Below are 15,055 nucleotides of genomic sequence, written 5' to 3' on the forward strand. Positions count from 1 at the left end.
TGAGGTTGTGCGCGAGATGAGGGGATCCACGCGATGACGGGCGGCTCTGCGACCAGGATCGCGCTGATCTACCCCGAGCTGCTTGGTACCTACGGCGACGGCGGTAACGCGATCGTGCTGTCCCAGCGCCTGCGCTGGCGTGGTTTGCCGGTCGAGGTGGTGAACGTTCCCGCGGGGTCGGCGGTGCCCGAGAGCTGTGATATCTACCTGCTCGGCGGCGGCGAGGACGCACCGCAGGTCCTCGCCGCGGACGGCATCCGGCAGAACCGGGCGATCCGGCGAGCGGTGAGCTCGGGAGCGGCGGTGCTCGCCGTGTGCGCCGGCTACCAGGNGATCGGCGCGACCTTCCCATCCGGTGGGGAGATCCACGAGGGGCTGAATCTCGTCGACGTGGAGACCCGTCGCTCCTTCGGCCCGTCGGACGCGCCGCCGGCGCGTGCGGTCGGGGACATCGTGGTGGAACCGGACGCACGGCTCGGCCTGCCCACCCTGTACGGGTATGAGAATCACGCCGGGCGGACGAGGCGGTTGCCCGGCGCGAGCGGCATCCCGCTCGGTACGGTCCGGCTCGGGNTCGGTGACGGTGACGGCGGAACGGACGGCATCGTGGATGGCCGGGTCATCGGCACCTACCTGCACGGGCCGGTGCTCGCGCAGAATCCCGCCCTCGCCGATCTCCTGCTGAGCTGGGTCCATGGTCCGCTGCCGCCGTTGGACGCGCCCCGCGAGGTGGAGGTGCTGCGCCAGGCCCGGCGCCGCGCGTTGGCCGTCACCTGACGCGTCCCCTGGCTTTTTTTGGGGGGACAAGTGGGGGGACAAGGCGGACAGGCCCCGGTCTGACCCCGGTCTTGTCGTCATCTGCTGCCAGGTTTGCGGCGTTTCCCGGCCAGCGGTGTGGTTCGGTTGGACCGTGGTGTCGAATCCCCTCGCCGGATGGTGGGGCAAAAACAAGAGAACCGTGCTCATCGTCGGTGTCGTGATCGTGGTCGTCTGGGGCTACCTCGGGACCCGTGACCGCCCGAAGACCCAGCGGGTCAGCCTGCCCGGCGACTACGCGTCGGCGGGCCGCGAGCTGCTCGTCCAGGCCCCGTCCGATCCCGCCAACCCGCTTCCGCTGGTGTTGATCCTGCACGACGACAACGCGGACGCGAAGTCACTTGACCGGCAGAGTGACGCCGGCAAGCTCGCGAACTCCCGCGACTTCGCGGTGGCCTTCCCGGAAGCCGTGGGCGGCACGTGGCGGATCGACGGACCCGAGGGGGCCGACGTGCGCTATCTGCGCGACGTGGTCCGCTTCGTCTCCACGAAACGGACCAAGGTGGATCCGAACCGGGTCTACGTGTGGGGGATCGGCGAGGGTGCCCGGCTGGCCCTGACCGCCGCCTGCGCCCCGGGTAAGCCGGAGTTCGCCGCGGTCGGCGTCGTCGGGCAGTTCGACCCGGAGCCCGGGCCGACCTGCCAGGACCGTGTCCCGGAGGGCCGGGCCCCGGAGGCCTCCTGGGACCGGAAGGTCAGCGAGACCCTGTGGAAGTTCTCGTCTGGTCACCGGCTGGGGGCCTGACCGCGGCGCCCGCGAGCGGGCCGGGCGGTTTCCGCACCGGGCAGAGACCGAGGGCTGAAGTCCGCCGATGCCGCCGGGAGGGGGGTAGCGGCATCGGCGGACCTGGTCGGCCGGGGCCCGAGGCCCGCCGGCCTTCCCGTGCGGNTGGGGGGGGNATCCGAGGGAAGGCCGGCGGAATCGGGGGCCTTCCGGCCGGACGGACGTCAGATGGGGGGGAGATCTGACGTCCGTCCCACCGGAAGGAGGGCCCGTCCGGAGAGCTGGAAAGGAACCACATAGGCGGGTTGTCGGGCGGTGACAGGGCCCGCTTGCTGGTCTGTCCGCGGCTTCGCCGGTGGGTGGGAGTCCCGGGTCCGGCTTCCACGGCTTCGGGTCGGCGCCTGGAGAGGGGCTCGGTAGCCGGCCGCTCGTGGACTGGCAGGGCTCGTGTGGTCCGCGCCCCAGCCGCGAAGGCGATCCACCGGAGCCGGGTGAGCCGTTGCGTCGGCATGAGGGCGGTGCGCCGGCTCCGACCGGCCGCTAGAGGATCCGACCGACGTAGTAGGAGGTGGTATAGATCTTCTTGAGCGACACGACGTCGCCGGTGTGCGGCGCCGCCCACATCATGCCGTCGCCCGCGTAGATGCCGACGTGGTAAATGTTCCCGGGTGTCCCGAAGAAGATCAGGTNGCCGGGCTGTTTGTTGTACTGCGACACCCGGGTGGCGGCGGCGAACTGGGCGTCGGTCGTCCGCGGCACGCTCCTGCCGAGCTGCTTGAAGATGTACTGGATGAGGCCGGAGCAGTCGAACGAGCTCGGGCCCTCCGCACCGTAGACGTAGGGCTTGCCGGCCTGCAGGGAGGCCAGGTAGACGGCCTTCTCCCCGAGGGAGCTCGACGGGACCGGAACCGACGCCTGGTCCGCGGCGTCCCCTGTCGTGAGGAGATCCGACCAGGCGGCGTTGCGGACGAGCCGGGGGGTGGGCGCCGGCCGTACGCGCAGNGTGGCGTCGTTCGCCGAGCGGGCGGACTGCAGGGCGTCCGTGCCGTCGAAGACCGCGGTGACATTCGTGGTGGTGAGCACCCGGGCCGTGTAGGAGGCGTAGCCCTGGGCGTTGGTGTAAAGGTGCTTGAAGGTGGCCCACCCGGTGGGGAGCTTCACCTGCACCTTGACCAGCTGGTTCGCCAGCGGTTCGTGGGTCTGCTCGTTGTAGAGCGAGAAGCCGATGTCGATCGGCTGGTCCGCGCTGACGCTCACGTCGGGGTTGGTCACCCGGAGACCGACCTGAACCTTGCCGGCCAGGGGCGGGGCGTCGACACCGCCCGTCGAGCCGAGCAGGGAGGTGGAGCCGTGGGTGCTGACCGCCGCGGCGGCGATGCTGCCCCCCAGGGCGGCCTGGGAGCCGATCTGCGCGGCGAGGGTGATCGGAGCGGTGTTCGGCTGCTCGTCCTTCGCGGCGTCGGCGTTGATGTCGGTGGCGCAGCCGGCGAGAGCCACTCCGGAGACCGCGACGGTCCCGGTGGTCACGGCGGCGAAGGCGCGGGCCCGGGCCCGGCTGCGGGCGGCCGGGGGCGCGGAGGGTGCGCGGTGACGGCCGCGACCGGCGCCTCGCGTTTCTTCGTCGAGCTGCACGCTTTGCGCGGACAACGGTGTATTCCTTCCCGTGCGCCTGCGAAGTGAGCTGTCGGGTTCGGGCTGGGCTGCCCGGCTCTCGCGTGACCTTCACGCGTCGAGCTTCACCCCTAGGTCGACACCGCGGATCGGCGCCGGCCGGTGGAGGTGGGTCCCCCGCTCCTGCCCCTGATGACGACTCGGAGGGGACACCGGGGCCGGGGGCAGGACTCGGCGTTCGGCCCGGTGNTGTCGTGACGTCGGCGTGAGACTAGTCCACTTGGATGGGGTGGGTAAACACTAGTCCTTCCCAACTACAGCGAGTGCGCGTTGAAGTTCCCGTCGCGCGGCGTCGGCGGCCCGCGCGGTCGGCCGGGCTGACCGGGCGGCCCTAAGGCCCTTCGCGCCCCGTTTGTCCTGCTGGTTTTTCGTTGCGTGTGGGGTCCGCGGCGGCGGCCGGTCCGGGTGAGAGGCGGGCGGGCGGGNAGCCCTCCCGCGGCCCGTGGGCGATTTTGACTACTTAAAGTAGTCGACGGGTGAGGCCGGGTGTGCNCCCCCCTCAGCGGGACCGGGAGCCGCGGNGGGTGAGGAATCCCGCCGCATCGAGCACTTGGAGCTCGACCGCGAGCTCGTGGACCTCACGGGGCAGCGAGCGGTGGTGCGCCAGCGCCTCGACCGCGGCGCGGGCGTGGTCGGCGAGCTCGTCGAGGGCGTGCTGGCGCTGGCGCATCCGAGCCCGCTCCTCCTGGATGGTCCGGACCGTGTCCTCCTGCCACCGGCGGGTCCGGATGAGATGCTCGCTGGCGTCGGCGGCCTGCCGCTCGGCATCCTCCAGCCGGTTGAGGAGCGCGTCGAGGGCCTCCAGCCGGCCGGCGAGCTCCGCGATGAGATCGCCCCGATCGGGCAGGATGGCCGTTTTACGACTCTTGGGGTCAGGCGAGGTCATGGAGTCCCCCGAGGGGTGGGGGGTCGGCGGGGACCGCGCCGAGCGGCTGGCGCGAGACCCGGTTGCTCCGACACGGTTGGTAACGGTAACCGACGTGGCGGGCCAGGGGTAACCCATCGTACGGATACGTCGCGTCAGCCAACTTATAGTAAAAAGGGACTATGGATCTGCCGTCATTGTCGTGGTCTATGCGCGCATAGCATGCAGGTCGGTGTCAGAGCCAGCCGTTGCGCTTGAACGCACGGTAGAGAAACAGACAGATCGTCGTAATGACGGCCAGGACGGCCGGGTAGCCCCACGTCTGACGAAGCTCCGGCATGTGGTCGAAGTTCATGCCGTAGATCCCGGCGACGGCGGTCGGGACGGCGCCGATCGCCACCCAGGCACTGATCCGTCGCATGTCCTCGTTCTGCGCGATCGTCACCTGCGTCAGCGTCGCCTGGAGCACGGAGGAAAGCAGCTCGTCGAAGTGAGCTATTCGNTCGCTGACCTGCTCGAGGTGGTCGGCGACGTCCNGGAAGTAACGGCGCATCGCCACGTCGACCATCGTGGGGGCGTCCATGGTGAGGGTACGCAACGGGCCCGCGAGCGGCAGCACCGCGTGCTTGAGCTCCAGAAGCTCGCGNTTCATCTGGTAGGCGCTTTCCGTCGACGGCTTCTGATCCCGATGGAAGACGCCCGTCTCGATCTGGTCGACGTCGGCCTGGATGCTTTCCACGGTGCGGACGTAGTCGTCCACAATGCTGTCGCAGATGGCGTGCAGCACGGCCGTCGGGCCGTGCCGGAGCATCTCCGGGTTGGCCTCCAGCCGGCCGCGCAGCTTCGTCATCTCCCCGTGCCTGCCGTGCCGCACGGTCACGACGAAGTCCTCGCCGAGGAAGATCATGATTTCGCCGGTGGTGACTACCTCGGAGGTGCCCGTTACCTGGGTGTGCTCCACGTAACTGGTCGTCTTGAGCACCATGAACAGGTGGTTCTCGTATTGCTCGAGCTTGGGGCGCTGGTGGCCGGTGACCGCGTCCTCCACCGCGAGCTTGTCCAGCCTGTACTCCTCGGCGATCGCGGTGAGCTGCTCGTAGCTCGGCTCGAACAGGCCGAGCCAGGCGAACCCGTTGCGTTCGGACCGCGCCAACCGCAGCGCGTCGGCCTGGTCGATGTCCATGGTGACCCGCCGGCCATGGCTGTACACGCCGCAGGCCATGACGCGCCCGTCCGGTGTCCGCGGTAGCTCGGAGCGGGGCGCCCCGCGTCGTTTGCGACCCACCCGGACCAGGGAGACCGGACGGGTCAGCGCGCCGGCGAGCTTATGGGCGTTGGCCGACGCCTGCTCCAGGGCGTCCCCCAGCACCTCCCGAACGGGATGCTGGCTGCCGTGGTCGCCGCCGTCCGGGCGCGCGCCATCAACGTCGCGTCCCCGGGTCTCGCGTACCGTCTCGTCGCGTACCCTTTCGCCCGGCACCGCGTCGTCCCGCATCACTGCCTTCTTCCCTGCCGCCGATCCATGTCCAGGTCCACCTGTCGGCATCTCCCACGCCCTTCCCCGCTGGTGAACCTTCATGGTGACAAGTCGGTGCCGGCCGTCCGGAGGCGATCCGGGCTTCACCGTGGACGCGGATGCCTGGCAACTGTGCCGGCGTGGTGTGGCACGAAGGGTGAGATACACGTCCGGCGCATGGGATACGTCACAGGGAGGATCGAGTGATCGGGATCGAGGTACGCACGCTTCGGGTGTTCGCCGACGAGACGGGCGCCGGCGGCAGCCTGCTCGCCGTGGTGCTGGATGCCGCGAAGCTGCTGCCCGACGCGCGGGAGCGGTCCGTCGTCGCGCGCCGACTGGGCTGCCCCGCCACGGTCTTCGTCGACGACCCGGAGTTGGCGGAGCTGGCCACCTTTACGCCCACCGGGGAGCTGCCCATGGCGGGGCACGCCTTGGTGGGGTCGGCCTGGCTGTTGGGTCGGCTGCTCGGTGGCCATCCGGAGATCCTCCGCCCGGCCGGCGGCGAGGCGGTCAGCTGGCAGGAGCAGGGCCGGGTCTGGGTCCGCGGCGCCCTGGCCGCCGTGCCCTGCTGGTGGCATGAGATGCTCGCGGACCCGGGCCAGGTCGACGCGCTCGACCTGCCCCGTCCACCCGCCGAGGACCTGACCCAGCTCTGGGCGTGGGAGGATGAGCCGGGCGGGGTCGTGCGGGCCCGGGCCTTCGCCAGCAGGCACGGCGTCACCGAGGACGAGGCCTGCGGGTCGGCTTCCATGCGACTGGCCGCGATGCTCGGGCGGCGGCTCACCATCCGGCACGGCGCCGGTTCGATTGTGCTCGCGCAGCCGGGTCCGCCCGGCCACGCCGATGTCGGCGGCCTGGTGGTCGAGGACGAGACGAGGTTCCTCGCCGATCTCGACGAGTTCCTCGCCCGGTGACGGTGCCGTTCGGCGCGGCCACGGCCGGACACCACGGGGACCAAGCCTGAGAGTGTAGGTGCCGAGCGAGGCGACTGGCACCCTTTGTGGGTACCGGGTTACGGCTGCGTGGTGGCTGCCGAGATGCGGACCGGGTCGGATAGGCGTAGCTTTGGATCCCGGTAGCTCTCCGCTGGGTATCCGCCCATGGGCTGCGAGGTGGTCATGGCCGAGACGTTGGTGACCTTGGTGGAGGCCGCGCATCAGGATGCCGTCCGTCTGATCGAGCTCTCGCGCGACGTCGGTGCCCACGGTGACGTGGATGGTCCGTCGACCGACCCGCGGCAGGCGCTGCGCGCCAGCGACGCGGCCGTGGCCGCCGTCTCCGCGCACCTGAGCGCGATGGAGTCGGTGGTCTACCCGGAGATGGCCCGCCGGGTCGTGGGCGGCCGGGCGCGGGTGGCGGACCTGGGCCGCTTGGCGCGGCGCTGCTCCTCGGTGATGCGCGGCATTGAACAGTACGTCCAGGGGGACCTCAACCGGCCCGCGGAGCCGGTCGCGAACCTGCGCCGGGATCTGGCCGCGTTGATGGTCGAACATGCGACGCTGGAGGACGAACTTCTGCGTGAGCTGATGGCCGAGCTGTCCGACGACGAGCGCCGGGATCTCCTCGACCGCTTCTCCGACGCGATGCGCCACGCTCCGACCCGACCGCATCCGCACCTTCTGCACAGCAGGCTGTTCGGTGGAAGCCTGGCGGCCCGCCTGACGGGCTACTGGGATCACCTGCTCGACGTGATGGACGCCCGGGAGGTGCCCGGCGCGCCGAGGCGGGCCCCGGTGCCCGCCGGGCTGTGGGGCTGGTACCTGCTGGGCCGTCCCACGGCGCCGGCTGCGGGTGAGACCCCGTCAGGGAAGGAAGGCGCGCAGGGCGACACCACCGCTGGTAGCCACAACGTCACTGGTGGCCACATCGCCGCTCATTGATCCGTCCTTGCGACTGCCGTCGTTTCCGTAGGCCCACCATGTCTTCCTGAGCCCGGTCTTCCGGAGCCCGTCGCGCTCTGTCTTCCTGACGGTCTTCCTGGCCGCGGTCCACTCCGGTTCGGCGTTCCGATGCGCACGGGCGCCGTGGTCGTGCCATGCTTCGAGTCCGGGTNGGGCCGGTATGGCCTCGTGTCGTGCAATGCCGAGGAGATGTGTCAGGAACCGAGGGCACCGCGATGCGGGCGCCGAACGCTGATCCCGTAAAAGTGATCTGGCCGGTGCTGTTGGTCGAGGATGATGATGCCGACGCCTATCTGGTGTCCGAGCTCCTCGACGAGGTCTCCGCTCCGGTCGAGCTGACCCGGGTGCGCACGGTGGCCGAAGCCGCCCGTCGCAGCGAGCACGTCGCGTGCGTGCTGCTGGATCTCGGGCTGCCGGACAGCGAGGGCCTGTCGGCGCTACGCCGGTTGCTCACGGTCGAGGCGGGAGCGCCGGNCGTGGTGCTCACCGGTCTGGTTGACGAGTACCGGGGGGCGCAGGCGGTCGCCGCGGGCGCGCAGGACTATCTCGTCAAGGGTCAGGTCGACGGGCGGGACCTGGTCCGGGCCGTCCGGTACGCGATTGAGCGCAAGCGGGCCGACACCGCCGCGCAGGCGCTGCGGGAGTCGGAGCTGCTGGCGGACGAGCGGGCCCGCCTCGAACGCGGCCTGTTACCCCGGCCACTCATCGACGACGGCCGGTTGCATCACGACGCCCGGTACCGCCCCGGCCGGCAGCAGTCCCTGCTCGGCGGGGACTTCTACGACATGGTGTCCACCGCGGACGGCACGCTCCACGTCCTGCTCGGCGACGTCTGCGGGCACGGCCCGGACGAGGCGGCGCTCGGGGTGAGCCTGCGGATCGCGTGGCGCACGTTGGTCCTCGCCGGTGTTCCGGAACCCGACCGGCTCGGGTATCTCCAACGCGTGCTGGTGAGCGAGCGGGAACAGGATGAGATCTTCGCGACGGTGTGCACCCTCGCGATCGCTCCCGACCGGACCTCGGCGCGGATGCGGCTGGCCGGTCATCCGCCGCCGGCGCTGTTGCATCCGCGGCTGTCGGCGCTGCCGGGCGACGTCGTCGGTCCGGCTCTTGGCATCGTCGACGACGACCTCTCCGAGGAGGTGCGGATCGAGCTCGGGCCGCACTGGGCGCTCCTGCTCGCCACGGACGGCCTGCTGGAGGGGCGGGAGGGACCGGGCGGGGAACCGCTGGGCTGGGAGGGCGTGCTGCCCGAGATCGCCAAACTCTGGCCCGCCGACGACCCCGACGGGCTGCTCGACAACCTGATCGACCGGGTGGAGGCGCGCAATGGCGGCCCGCTGACCGACGACGTCGCGCTCCTGCTGCTGATCTGGGGTGCCGGCTGATGCCGGAGCGCACCCACCCGAACGTCACCCACCCGAACGTCACCGACGGGGGAGCGGGCGACGCGGGGCCGAGCGGAGCGGTGGAGCGCGGCCGGGTCGGGTCCGTCTGGCGCCTGCGCCGTCGACTCGAGGTGACCTACGCGGTGGCGGCGATGGTGCTGATGATCGTCGCTGGTCTCGTCGTCTCGTCGTTGGTCCGGCTTGATGACGCCCTCCACACGCGCAGCGACGTCCTCGCCCCGGCTCTGCTGAGCTCCACCGAACTGGTCTCCAGCCTGGTCGACCAGGAGACCGGGATGCGGGGCTACCTGCTTCAGGGCAGCGAGGACTTCCTGGAGCCCTACAACGAAGGGCGCAGGGCCGAGCGCACGCTGCTCGCGGACCTGCACCGACGGCTCGTGGAGCGCCCCGACCTGCTGGCGAGGCTCGCCGTGCTGGAGGACCGGATCCGGGCCTGGCACGGCGACTACGCCGATCCGGCCATCAACGCGGTGCGGGTGGGCGGTCCCGCGGNGGCCCGCCTGTTGTCACCGGAGTTCGGCAAGACCCGCTTCGAGGCGGTCCGCGCCGCGGCCGGGGACCTCGAGGCGGACCTGCGGGCCAGGGAAGTCCGGGCCCGCCAGCACGTCACGGCGGCGCTCCGTTTCCTGATCTTCGCGCTGGTGACCGGCGCGGCCGTCATGGCCGTACTCCTGGCGGTCATCGCGCGGGCGCTACGGTCCTGGGTCACCCGCCCGCTCGAGCGGGTGAGCGACGATGCGCGAACCGTCGCCTCCGGACATCTCGATCACGTGGTCGAGCCGACCGGTCCCCCGGACATCGCCTCGCTCGCCGCCGACGTGGAGTCGATGCGACGCCAGCTGATCGGGGAGCTCGGGGTCGCGCGGGCGGCGCGGTCCGCGGTGGAGGCGCAGGCCGAGGCGCTGCGGCGCTCCAATCGTGACCTGGAACAGTTCGCCTATGTCGCCTCGCACGACCTGCAGGAGCCGCTGCGGAAGGTGGCGAGTTTCTGCCAGCTCCTGGAGCGACGCTACGGTGACAGGCTCGACGAGCGGGGCAGCCAGTACATCGCTTTCGCGGTGGACGGCGCGAAGCGGATGCAGCAGCTCATCAACGATCTGCTGGCCTTCTCCCGGGTGGGGCGGACTACTGACGGTTTCGTCGATGTGTCCCTGGGGGAGATCTTCGACCGGGCGGTGGGAGCGCTGTCCATCGCGATCGAGAGCGCCCGGGCCGAGGTCACCGCGGATGATCTGCCGGTCGTGCGCGGGGACCCCGTCCTGCTCACCCAGCTGTTCGCGAACCTGATCGGGAACGCGCTGAAGTTCCGGGCCGAGACGGTTCCCGCCGTGCATGTCGGTGTCGTCGACCGGGCGGACGAGTGGGAGCTGTACTGCGCCGACAACGGGATCGGAATCGATCCGGAGTACGCCGAGAAGATTTTCGTGATCTTCCAGCGGCTGCACGGCCGGGATGTCTACGAGGGCACGGGCATCGGGCTGGCGTTGTGTCGCAAGATCGTCGAGTTCCACGGCGGCCGGATCTGGCTGGACGGCGCGGTGAAGGACGGANCCNCCTTCCGNTTCACTTTCCCTANCCGGAGACTNCCAACGGCCAGAGNCCCGCCGTGAGTCGCCTCATCGCCTAGAGTGCCGCACATGATGGGGTCAGGAGCGGTTCTCACCCGGCCAGGGGCCCGTGCGCAGCGGCGGGAGCTCGCGGACCTGCTGGCCGAGCGTGGCCCGGCGGCGTCCACCCTCTGCGCCGGATGGACGAACCATGATCTGGTGGCGCACCTGGTCACCCGCGAGCGGGTGCCGTGGGCCGCTCCCGGGCTCATCGTCGGTCGGCTGCACGGCATCACGGAGCGGGCCGAGCGGGCCACCATGCGGGCCCACACCTTTCCCGAGTTGGTCGAGACGTTCCGTGCCGGGCCGCCGTGGTGGCAGCCGACCCGCATCGGCCTGATCGACGATGCCATGAACCTGGTCGAGTTCTTCGTGCACGCCGAGGACATCCGCCGCGCCGCCCCTGGCTGGGAGCCTCGCGAGCTTGACACCAGAAGCCGTGACGCGATGTGGACCGCTCTGCTGCTGATCGGGTTCGCCGGGTTCCGGCGAGCCGGCCTGGGTGTCGTGGCGGAGCGTACGGACGCTCCTGGCCGGCGCGCCTTGCACGGCGGCGAGCCGGTGGTGGAGATCGTCGGGCCACCTGAGGAGATCGTGCTGTACGCGTTCGGGCGGGGCCAGGTCGCCCGGGTCGAGCTGCGCGGTTCCGACGCCGACATCGAGCGGTTCCGCGCGGCTCCCACCGGTCCCTAGCTCCCGGCGGCTGCGATCCGGTCGGAGCCGTGCCGCTATCGGGGCGGGGCGTTACCAGAGCAAGGCGCTACCAGAGCGAGGCGTAGGTGGCCGCGCCAGCGGGATGCTCTGTCGGGTTCACCAGGGAGGAGTGCACGTTCCCGGGTGACGAATCGCTGAAGTACGTCTCGTAGGCGAGGATGTCGCGGTTCGCGGCGAACGTCTGGTACATGTTGCGGATGTACACCGGGTTGTCGCCGCCGGCCTGGCCGGCGCGGCCCGCCCCGGTATCACTCTTCCCGACGAGTCCCCATTCTGGGACCGAGAACTGCTTGCCGTGCTGGCGGGCGAACGCGATCGTCGAGCAGAGCCCGGCTTCGGCGTGACACTGACTGGCGAAGGCAGCGTCGTCCGTGCTCGCCGGCCATTGGTCGTAGCTGTCGATGCCGATGATGTCGACGTACTGGTCACCGGGGTAGACGGCCCAGGCTCCGCTGCTGTGCGCATTCAGCGCCCAGTCGATGCGGGCCTGCGGATCCGTCGAGCGGATCGCGCTGACAACCTGGCGGAAGCAGTTCACCCAGGTGGTGGGGTTGGTCTTGGAGACCGACCACGGGAACCAGTCGCCGTTGAACTCCCAGGCGAGCCGGATGACGCTCGCCGGGCGGCCCTTCGCCACCAGCCACCGGCCGAAGTCCGCCCAGTGGCCGTTGTAGGCGCCGCTCGCGCAGGAGTTCATGTCCCCACCGCCCGTGGGGTAGAAGGACTGCGAGATGACCCAGGTGCCGGCGAAGGTCGAGAACTTCTCCGGGCCCGAGCCGAGCCACGGGTTCGTCATGGTCTGCCAGCTCGACCTGTCGGTGAAGGTGAGCACGACGTTGACCGGCGAGCCGCGGAAGCTCTCCCAGGCCCGCACCTGCGTCATCGTCCCCGCGGCGACGCCGCTCATGCCGCCGGGCACCGAACCGCCCCCACCACCGACGGGGATAACGGGCACTTGTACCGCAGGCTTCGTGACCCGGGCCGCGGCGCCGGGGGTCGTCGGCCTGGCGGTGGTCCGTGGGGCCGTNCCGGCNGGGGTGCCCGCGGGCACNGGGGCGGGCGACGGCGAGCCGACGGTCGCGCGGGAGTTTCCGCCGGTCGTGCCCGCCGAGGCGCTGCCCGCCGAGAGGCTGGGTTGCACCCGGAGGTCATCGCCGTGTCGGGGCTTCCCGTGCTGGATGGCGGTGGCCTCGACTGTCGCCGAGCCCTCGCCCCCGGTGTCGCGTTCGGGGACGAGGGTCCACCCGACTACGGCGGCGACCAGAGCCATCACGCCTAGCGACGCGATCCAGGCAGGGTGACGCGGACGGCGGCGCCCGCGCCGGGAACCGGATCGGACTCTCGGCGGGCTGGGATTGCCCTCCGCTCGGTGCTTCACCGCGGGTATCCCTCCGTGCGTGGCAGTGTCGTCAGGACCCCCCGGGTCCCGGCTTCGGCATCGAAGCGGATGACCTCCATGTCGCACAGCAGCCTGAGACGGACCGGACCGGCCTCCGGTCGCCCCCTCGACGCCGGCTGCCGTGTCTAGATAGTTCGGACGAGACACTACACCGACGTGCTAGGCCGACTTGTCGGAACTCGGGGGTTTCGGGCGGTGAGGCTCTCGGGTGGCGTGGAGCCCGGTTGGTCGGCACGCCGGTTGGTCGACACGCTGGCTGTGCCACAATGTGCGCGCGCGGAGCCTGGGATGTGCCTGGTGGTCAACCCACCTCGCGTCACGGATTCCGCGCACGGGTCGGGGATCACGCGCCGGTGGAGTGTCCGCGGTGCCTGGTCGAGCGCCCCGGGGGTTATGCGGCCAGGCGNGGTGGNGGGGCCGTTCNCCGGCTCNCCCGCCACGACGACAACAGGAGAGCACCCAATGTCCCAGCCACCCGAGTACCCTCCCGCCGGCGGTCACGGTCAAGGGGGTTATGACCAGGGCGGCTACGGCCAGGGTGGTTACGGTGGCCAGGGCGGTTATGACCAGGGCGGTTACGGCCAGGGTGGTTACGGTGGCCAGGGCGGTTATGACCAGGGCGGCTACGGCCCTCCACCGCCCGGCTATGGACCCCCGCCCGGTGGGTACGGCGCGCCGCAGGGCTACGGTGCCCCGCTGGGATACGGCGGCCCGGGTGGGTTCGGCCCACCTCCGCCCTACAACCAGCCGATCCCGACCTACCTGTGGCAGTCGATCGTGGTCACCCTGCTGTGCTGTCTGCCCGCCGGTGTGGTGGCAATCGTCTATGCCACCAAGGTGCAGAGCCGCCAGCAGATCGGCGACATCAACGGCGCGCTGGACGCCTCCAAGAAGGCCAGGATGTGGTGCATCATCTCGGCCATCTCGATCATCGTGGTGTTCCTGGTCATCCTCGTCATCGGCTTGGCCGGCGGCTTCGAGACCGATTCCAGCACGTCGTATTCGACGCTCCCACCCGCTCGCACCTGAAGGAGCGTGGCCTGACCGAGAGTCAGGCTCTCGTCGTAACGGCCGTCGGCTTGGCTCGCTTGTCGGCTCGTCAGCCGATGGAGCTCCCGCCGCAGAGCCCCGCCATCACCGAGAGAGACGCGAGGAAGAGGAGGCCGAACACGAGTCCGGCCAGGCACCAGGCCAGGCTGCGACGCGATGCCCGGCGCGCCCCGGCGACGTCGTGGGCAAGGAGTCGATTCGACGCGCGCGAGGAGTTGATGATCCCCATCACGCCGAGCGGTGCGCACAGGAATGTCGTCAGGATCGCGAGAGCCAGGTAATTGCCGACCTTTGGCGTCGCCTCGGTCCCCGGCCGCTGCCGCGTCCGCGCGTGCCGTGGTGTCTGCGCGTGCCGTGGTGTCTGCGCGTGCCGCCGGAGCGTCTGGTGGGGTTCGGCGGGTCGGTGGGCCTGTGTTCCGGGCCAGCCCGGATGGGGGCCGGTGTCGTTGTGTCGATTCCGTGGGTAGCCGGTCGAGTAGTGATGTCCGCTCGAGTAGTAGTGACCGCCGGTGTCCCCTGGCCCAGGCCACCGCACGTTGTGCGTGTTCCACCGCAATGGTTCGGTCGGAGGCGGGCGGAACTCCTCCTCCCAGCGGCTGCGGGGCCGATCGGTCCTCGGGCGACGCTGGGTGGTGCCGGTGGTGCCGGTGGTGCGGGATGACGGGTCGCTGATGCGTGAGCCCGACCGCGGGCCGGTGTCGGCCGCGGTCCAGGGATCCCAGCGGGCACCGGTGTCCGTCCGGCAACCGGCGTTCGTGCGGGCGCCGGTATTCGTCCGGCCGGTGTGGTTCGTCGATCCCGGGCCGCCCGCGTCCGGTGTCGGGGACGAGGGCGACCCGGTGAGGCGGGCGTCGTACTCGTCCCGCCACCTGTCGAGGATTTCGTGGGACACGGTGAGGAGCTGCATCGTGCGCATGGACTGTGCGTCCCGGCTGGCGGGATTGTCGGGGTGATGAGCCCGGACGCGGGCCCGGTACGCCCGGCGGATCTCCGCCCGGTCGGCGGTGCGCGCTACCCCGAGCACGGCGTAGGCGTCGACGCCACCGAGTTCGCGAACCAGCCGGTTGAGCGGGGTCAACGTCCGATCCGCTTGACGACGTCGCCGCGGTTCCGATNGGAAGGCACCATGCGAACCGCCATTCCCCGTCGTCGGCCGGGCGCCATCAGCGGTGATGATAGGCGATCCGTCCGCCATCAGTCCGCCATTCGTCTGCCTTTGGCAGATTCGTGCTGTCAGGCCGTGACGNCCCGGNGGNCCAGGCNCNCCGCCCCGACCACCGCCGCACCGGCGGCATACAGACCTCCGACCAGCAGCGCCGACCCGTAGCCGCAATGCCACTTCCACTAAGTCGATCAAGCTGCTACCTGGGGTTTCGTGGG

The 15,055-nt window shown here is 70.7% G+C and carries 13 protein-coding genes and 1 riboswitch; of the genes, 8 read left to right on the plus strand and 5 right to left on the minus strand.

The features are described from left to right. Nucleotides 1-33 precede the first annotated feature (33 nt). Both CED_RS06560 and CED_RS06565 read left to right on the plus strand, forming a co-directional pair. Entirely contained in the window at nt 34-777 is a 744-nt protein-coding gene (locus tag CED_RS06560; protein WP_035909183.1) for a type 1 glutamine amidotransferase, read from the plus strand. Between the two features lie 115 nt (nt 778-892). Continuing rightward, on the plus strand, nt 893-1,561 hold the full coding sequence (locus tag CED_RS06565; protein WP_023840113.1) for a PHB depolymerase family esterase: 669 nt from the start codon (nt 893-895) through the stop codon (nt 1,559-1,561). A gap of 519 nt (nt 1,562-2,080) precedes the next feature. Here CED_RS06565 and CED_RS06570 read toward each other — a convergent pair. The 3 genes from CED_RS06570 to CED_RS06580 all read right to left on the minus strand — a co-directional run bounded on the left by CED_RS06570 (nt 2,081) and on the right by CED_RS06580 (nt 5,571). Continuing rightward, the gene (locus CED_RS06570; RefSeq protein WP_084680711.1) at nt 2,081-3,187 is read right to left on the minus strand and encodes a C40 family peptidase; all 1,107 of its coding nucleotides are present in this window, start codon (nt 3,185-3,187) and stop codon (nt 2,081-2,083) included. A 5-nt stretch (nt 3,188-3,192) separates the two neighbouring features. Further along, nucleotides 3,193-3,359: riboswitch (cyclic di-AMP (ydaO/yuaA leader) on the minus strand. Nucleotides 3,360-3,710: 351 nt separating this feature from the next. Further along, nucleotides 3,711-4,097, minus strand: coding sequence for a hypothetical protein (locus tag CED_RS06575; RefSeq protein ID WP_035909185.1), 387 nt, complete (start codon nt 4,095-4,097; stop codon nt 3,711-3,713). A gap of 214 nt (nt 4,098-4,311) precedes the next feature. After that, the gene (locus tag CED_RS06580; protein ID WP_235186935.1) at nt 4,312-5,571 is read right to left on the minus strand and encodes a magnesium and cobalt transport protein CorA; all 1,260 of its coding nucleotides are present in this window, start codon (nt 5,569-5,571) and stop codon (nt 4,312-4,314) included. Nucleotides 5,572-5,795: 224 nt separating this feature from the next. On the opposite strand from CED_RS06580, the gene CED_RS06585 reads away from it, so the two are divergent. From CED_RS06585 to CED_RS06605, 5 genes are all read left to right on the plus strand, one after another. After that, nucleotides 5,796-6,509: a PhzF family phenazine biosynthesis protein gene (locus CED_RS06585; protein ID WP_011434754.1), complete on the plus strand. Its 714-nt coding sequence runs from the start codon at nt 5,796-5,798 to the stop codon at nt 6,507-6,509. A gap of 204 nt (nt 6,510-6,713) precedes the next feature. Beyond that, a complete protein-coding gene (locus tag CED_RS06590; RefSeq protein ID WP_108913358.1) occupies nt 6,714-7,475 on the plus strand; it encodes a hemerythrin domain-containing protein in 762 nt (253 codons plus the stop codon). 236 nt (nt 7,476-7,711) lie between these two features. Continuing rightward, nucleotides 7,712-8,884, plus strand: a complete 1,173-nt coding sequence (locus CED_RS06595) for a PP2C family protein-serine/threonine phosphatase (protein WP_035909188.1) — start codon at nt 7,712-7,714, stop codon at nt 8,882-8,884. Beyond that, nucleotides 8,884-10,515: a CHASE3 domain-containing protein gene (locus tag CED_RS06600; RefSeq protein WP_051868696.1), complete on the plus strand. Its 1,632-nt coding sequence runs from the start codon at nt 8,884-8,886 to the stop codon at nt 10,513-10,515. The genes CED_RS06595 and CED_RS06600 overlap by 1 nt, the downstream gene beginning before the upstream one ends. A gap of 27 nt (nt 10,516-10,542) precedes the next feature. Further along, entirely contained in the window at nt 10,543-11,205 is a 663-nt protein-coding gene (locus CED_RS06605) for a TIGR03085 family metal-binding protein (RefSeq protein ID WP_011434758.1), read from the plus strand. A 67-nt stretch (nt 11,206-11,272) separates the two neighbouring features. On the opposite strand, the gene CED_RS06610 is transcribed toward CED_RS06605, so the two are convergent. Then, complete coding sequence (locus CED_RS06610) at nt 11,273-12,604, minus strand: glycoside hydrolase family 26 protein (RefSeq protein ID WP_011434759.1); 1,332 nt, start codon at nt 12,602-12,604, stop codon at nt 11,273-11,275. A gap of 483 nt (nt 12,605-13,087) precedes the next feature. Here CED_RS06610 and CED_RS06615 point away from each other — a divergent pair, with 483 nt between their 5' ends. Next, a complete protein-coding gene (locus CED_RS06615) occupies nt 13,088-13,654 on the plus strand; it encodes a CD225/dispanin family protein (RefSeq protein ID WP_011434760.1) in 567 nt (188 codons plus the stop codon). A gap of 70 nt (nt 13,655-13,724) precedes the next feature. On the opposite strand, the gene CED_RS21405 is transcribed toward CED_RS06615, so the two are convergent. After that, entirely contained in the window at nt 13,725-14,753 is a 1,029-nt protein-coding gene (locus CED_RS21405; protein WP_051868697.1) for a CD225/dispanin family protein, read from the minus strand. Nucleotides 14,754-15,055 lie beyond the last annotated feature (302 nt).

This window comes from Frankia sp. CeD (genome assembly GCF_000732115.1).
In the GTDB taxonomy this organism is placed as follows: Bacteria; Actinomycetota; Actinomycetes; order Frankiales; family Frankiaceae; genus Frankia; species Frankia casuarinae.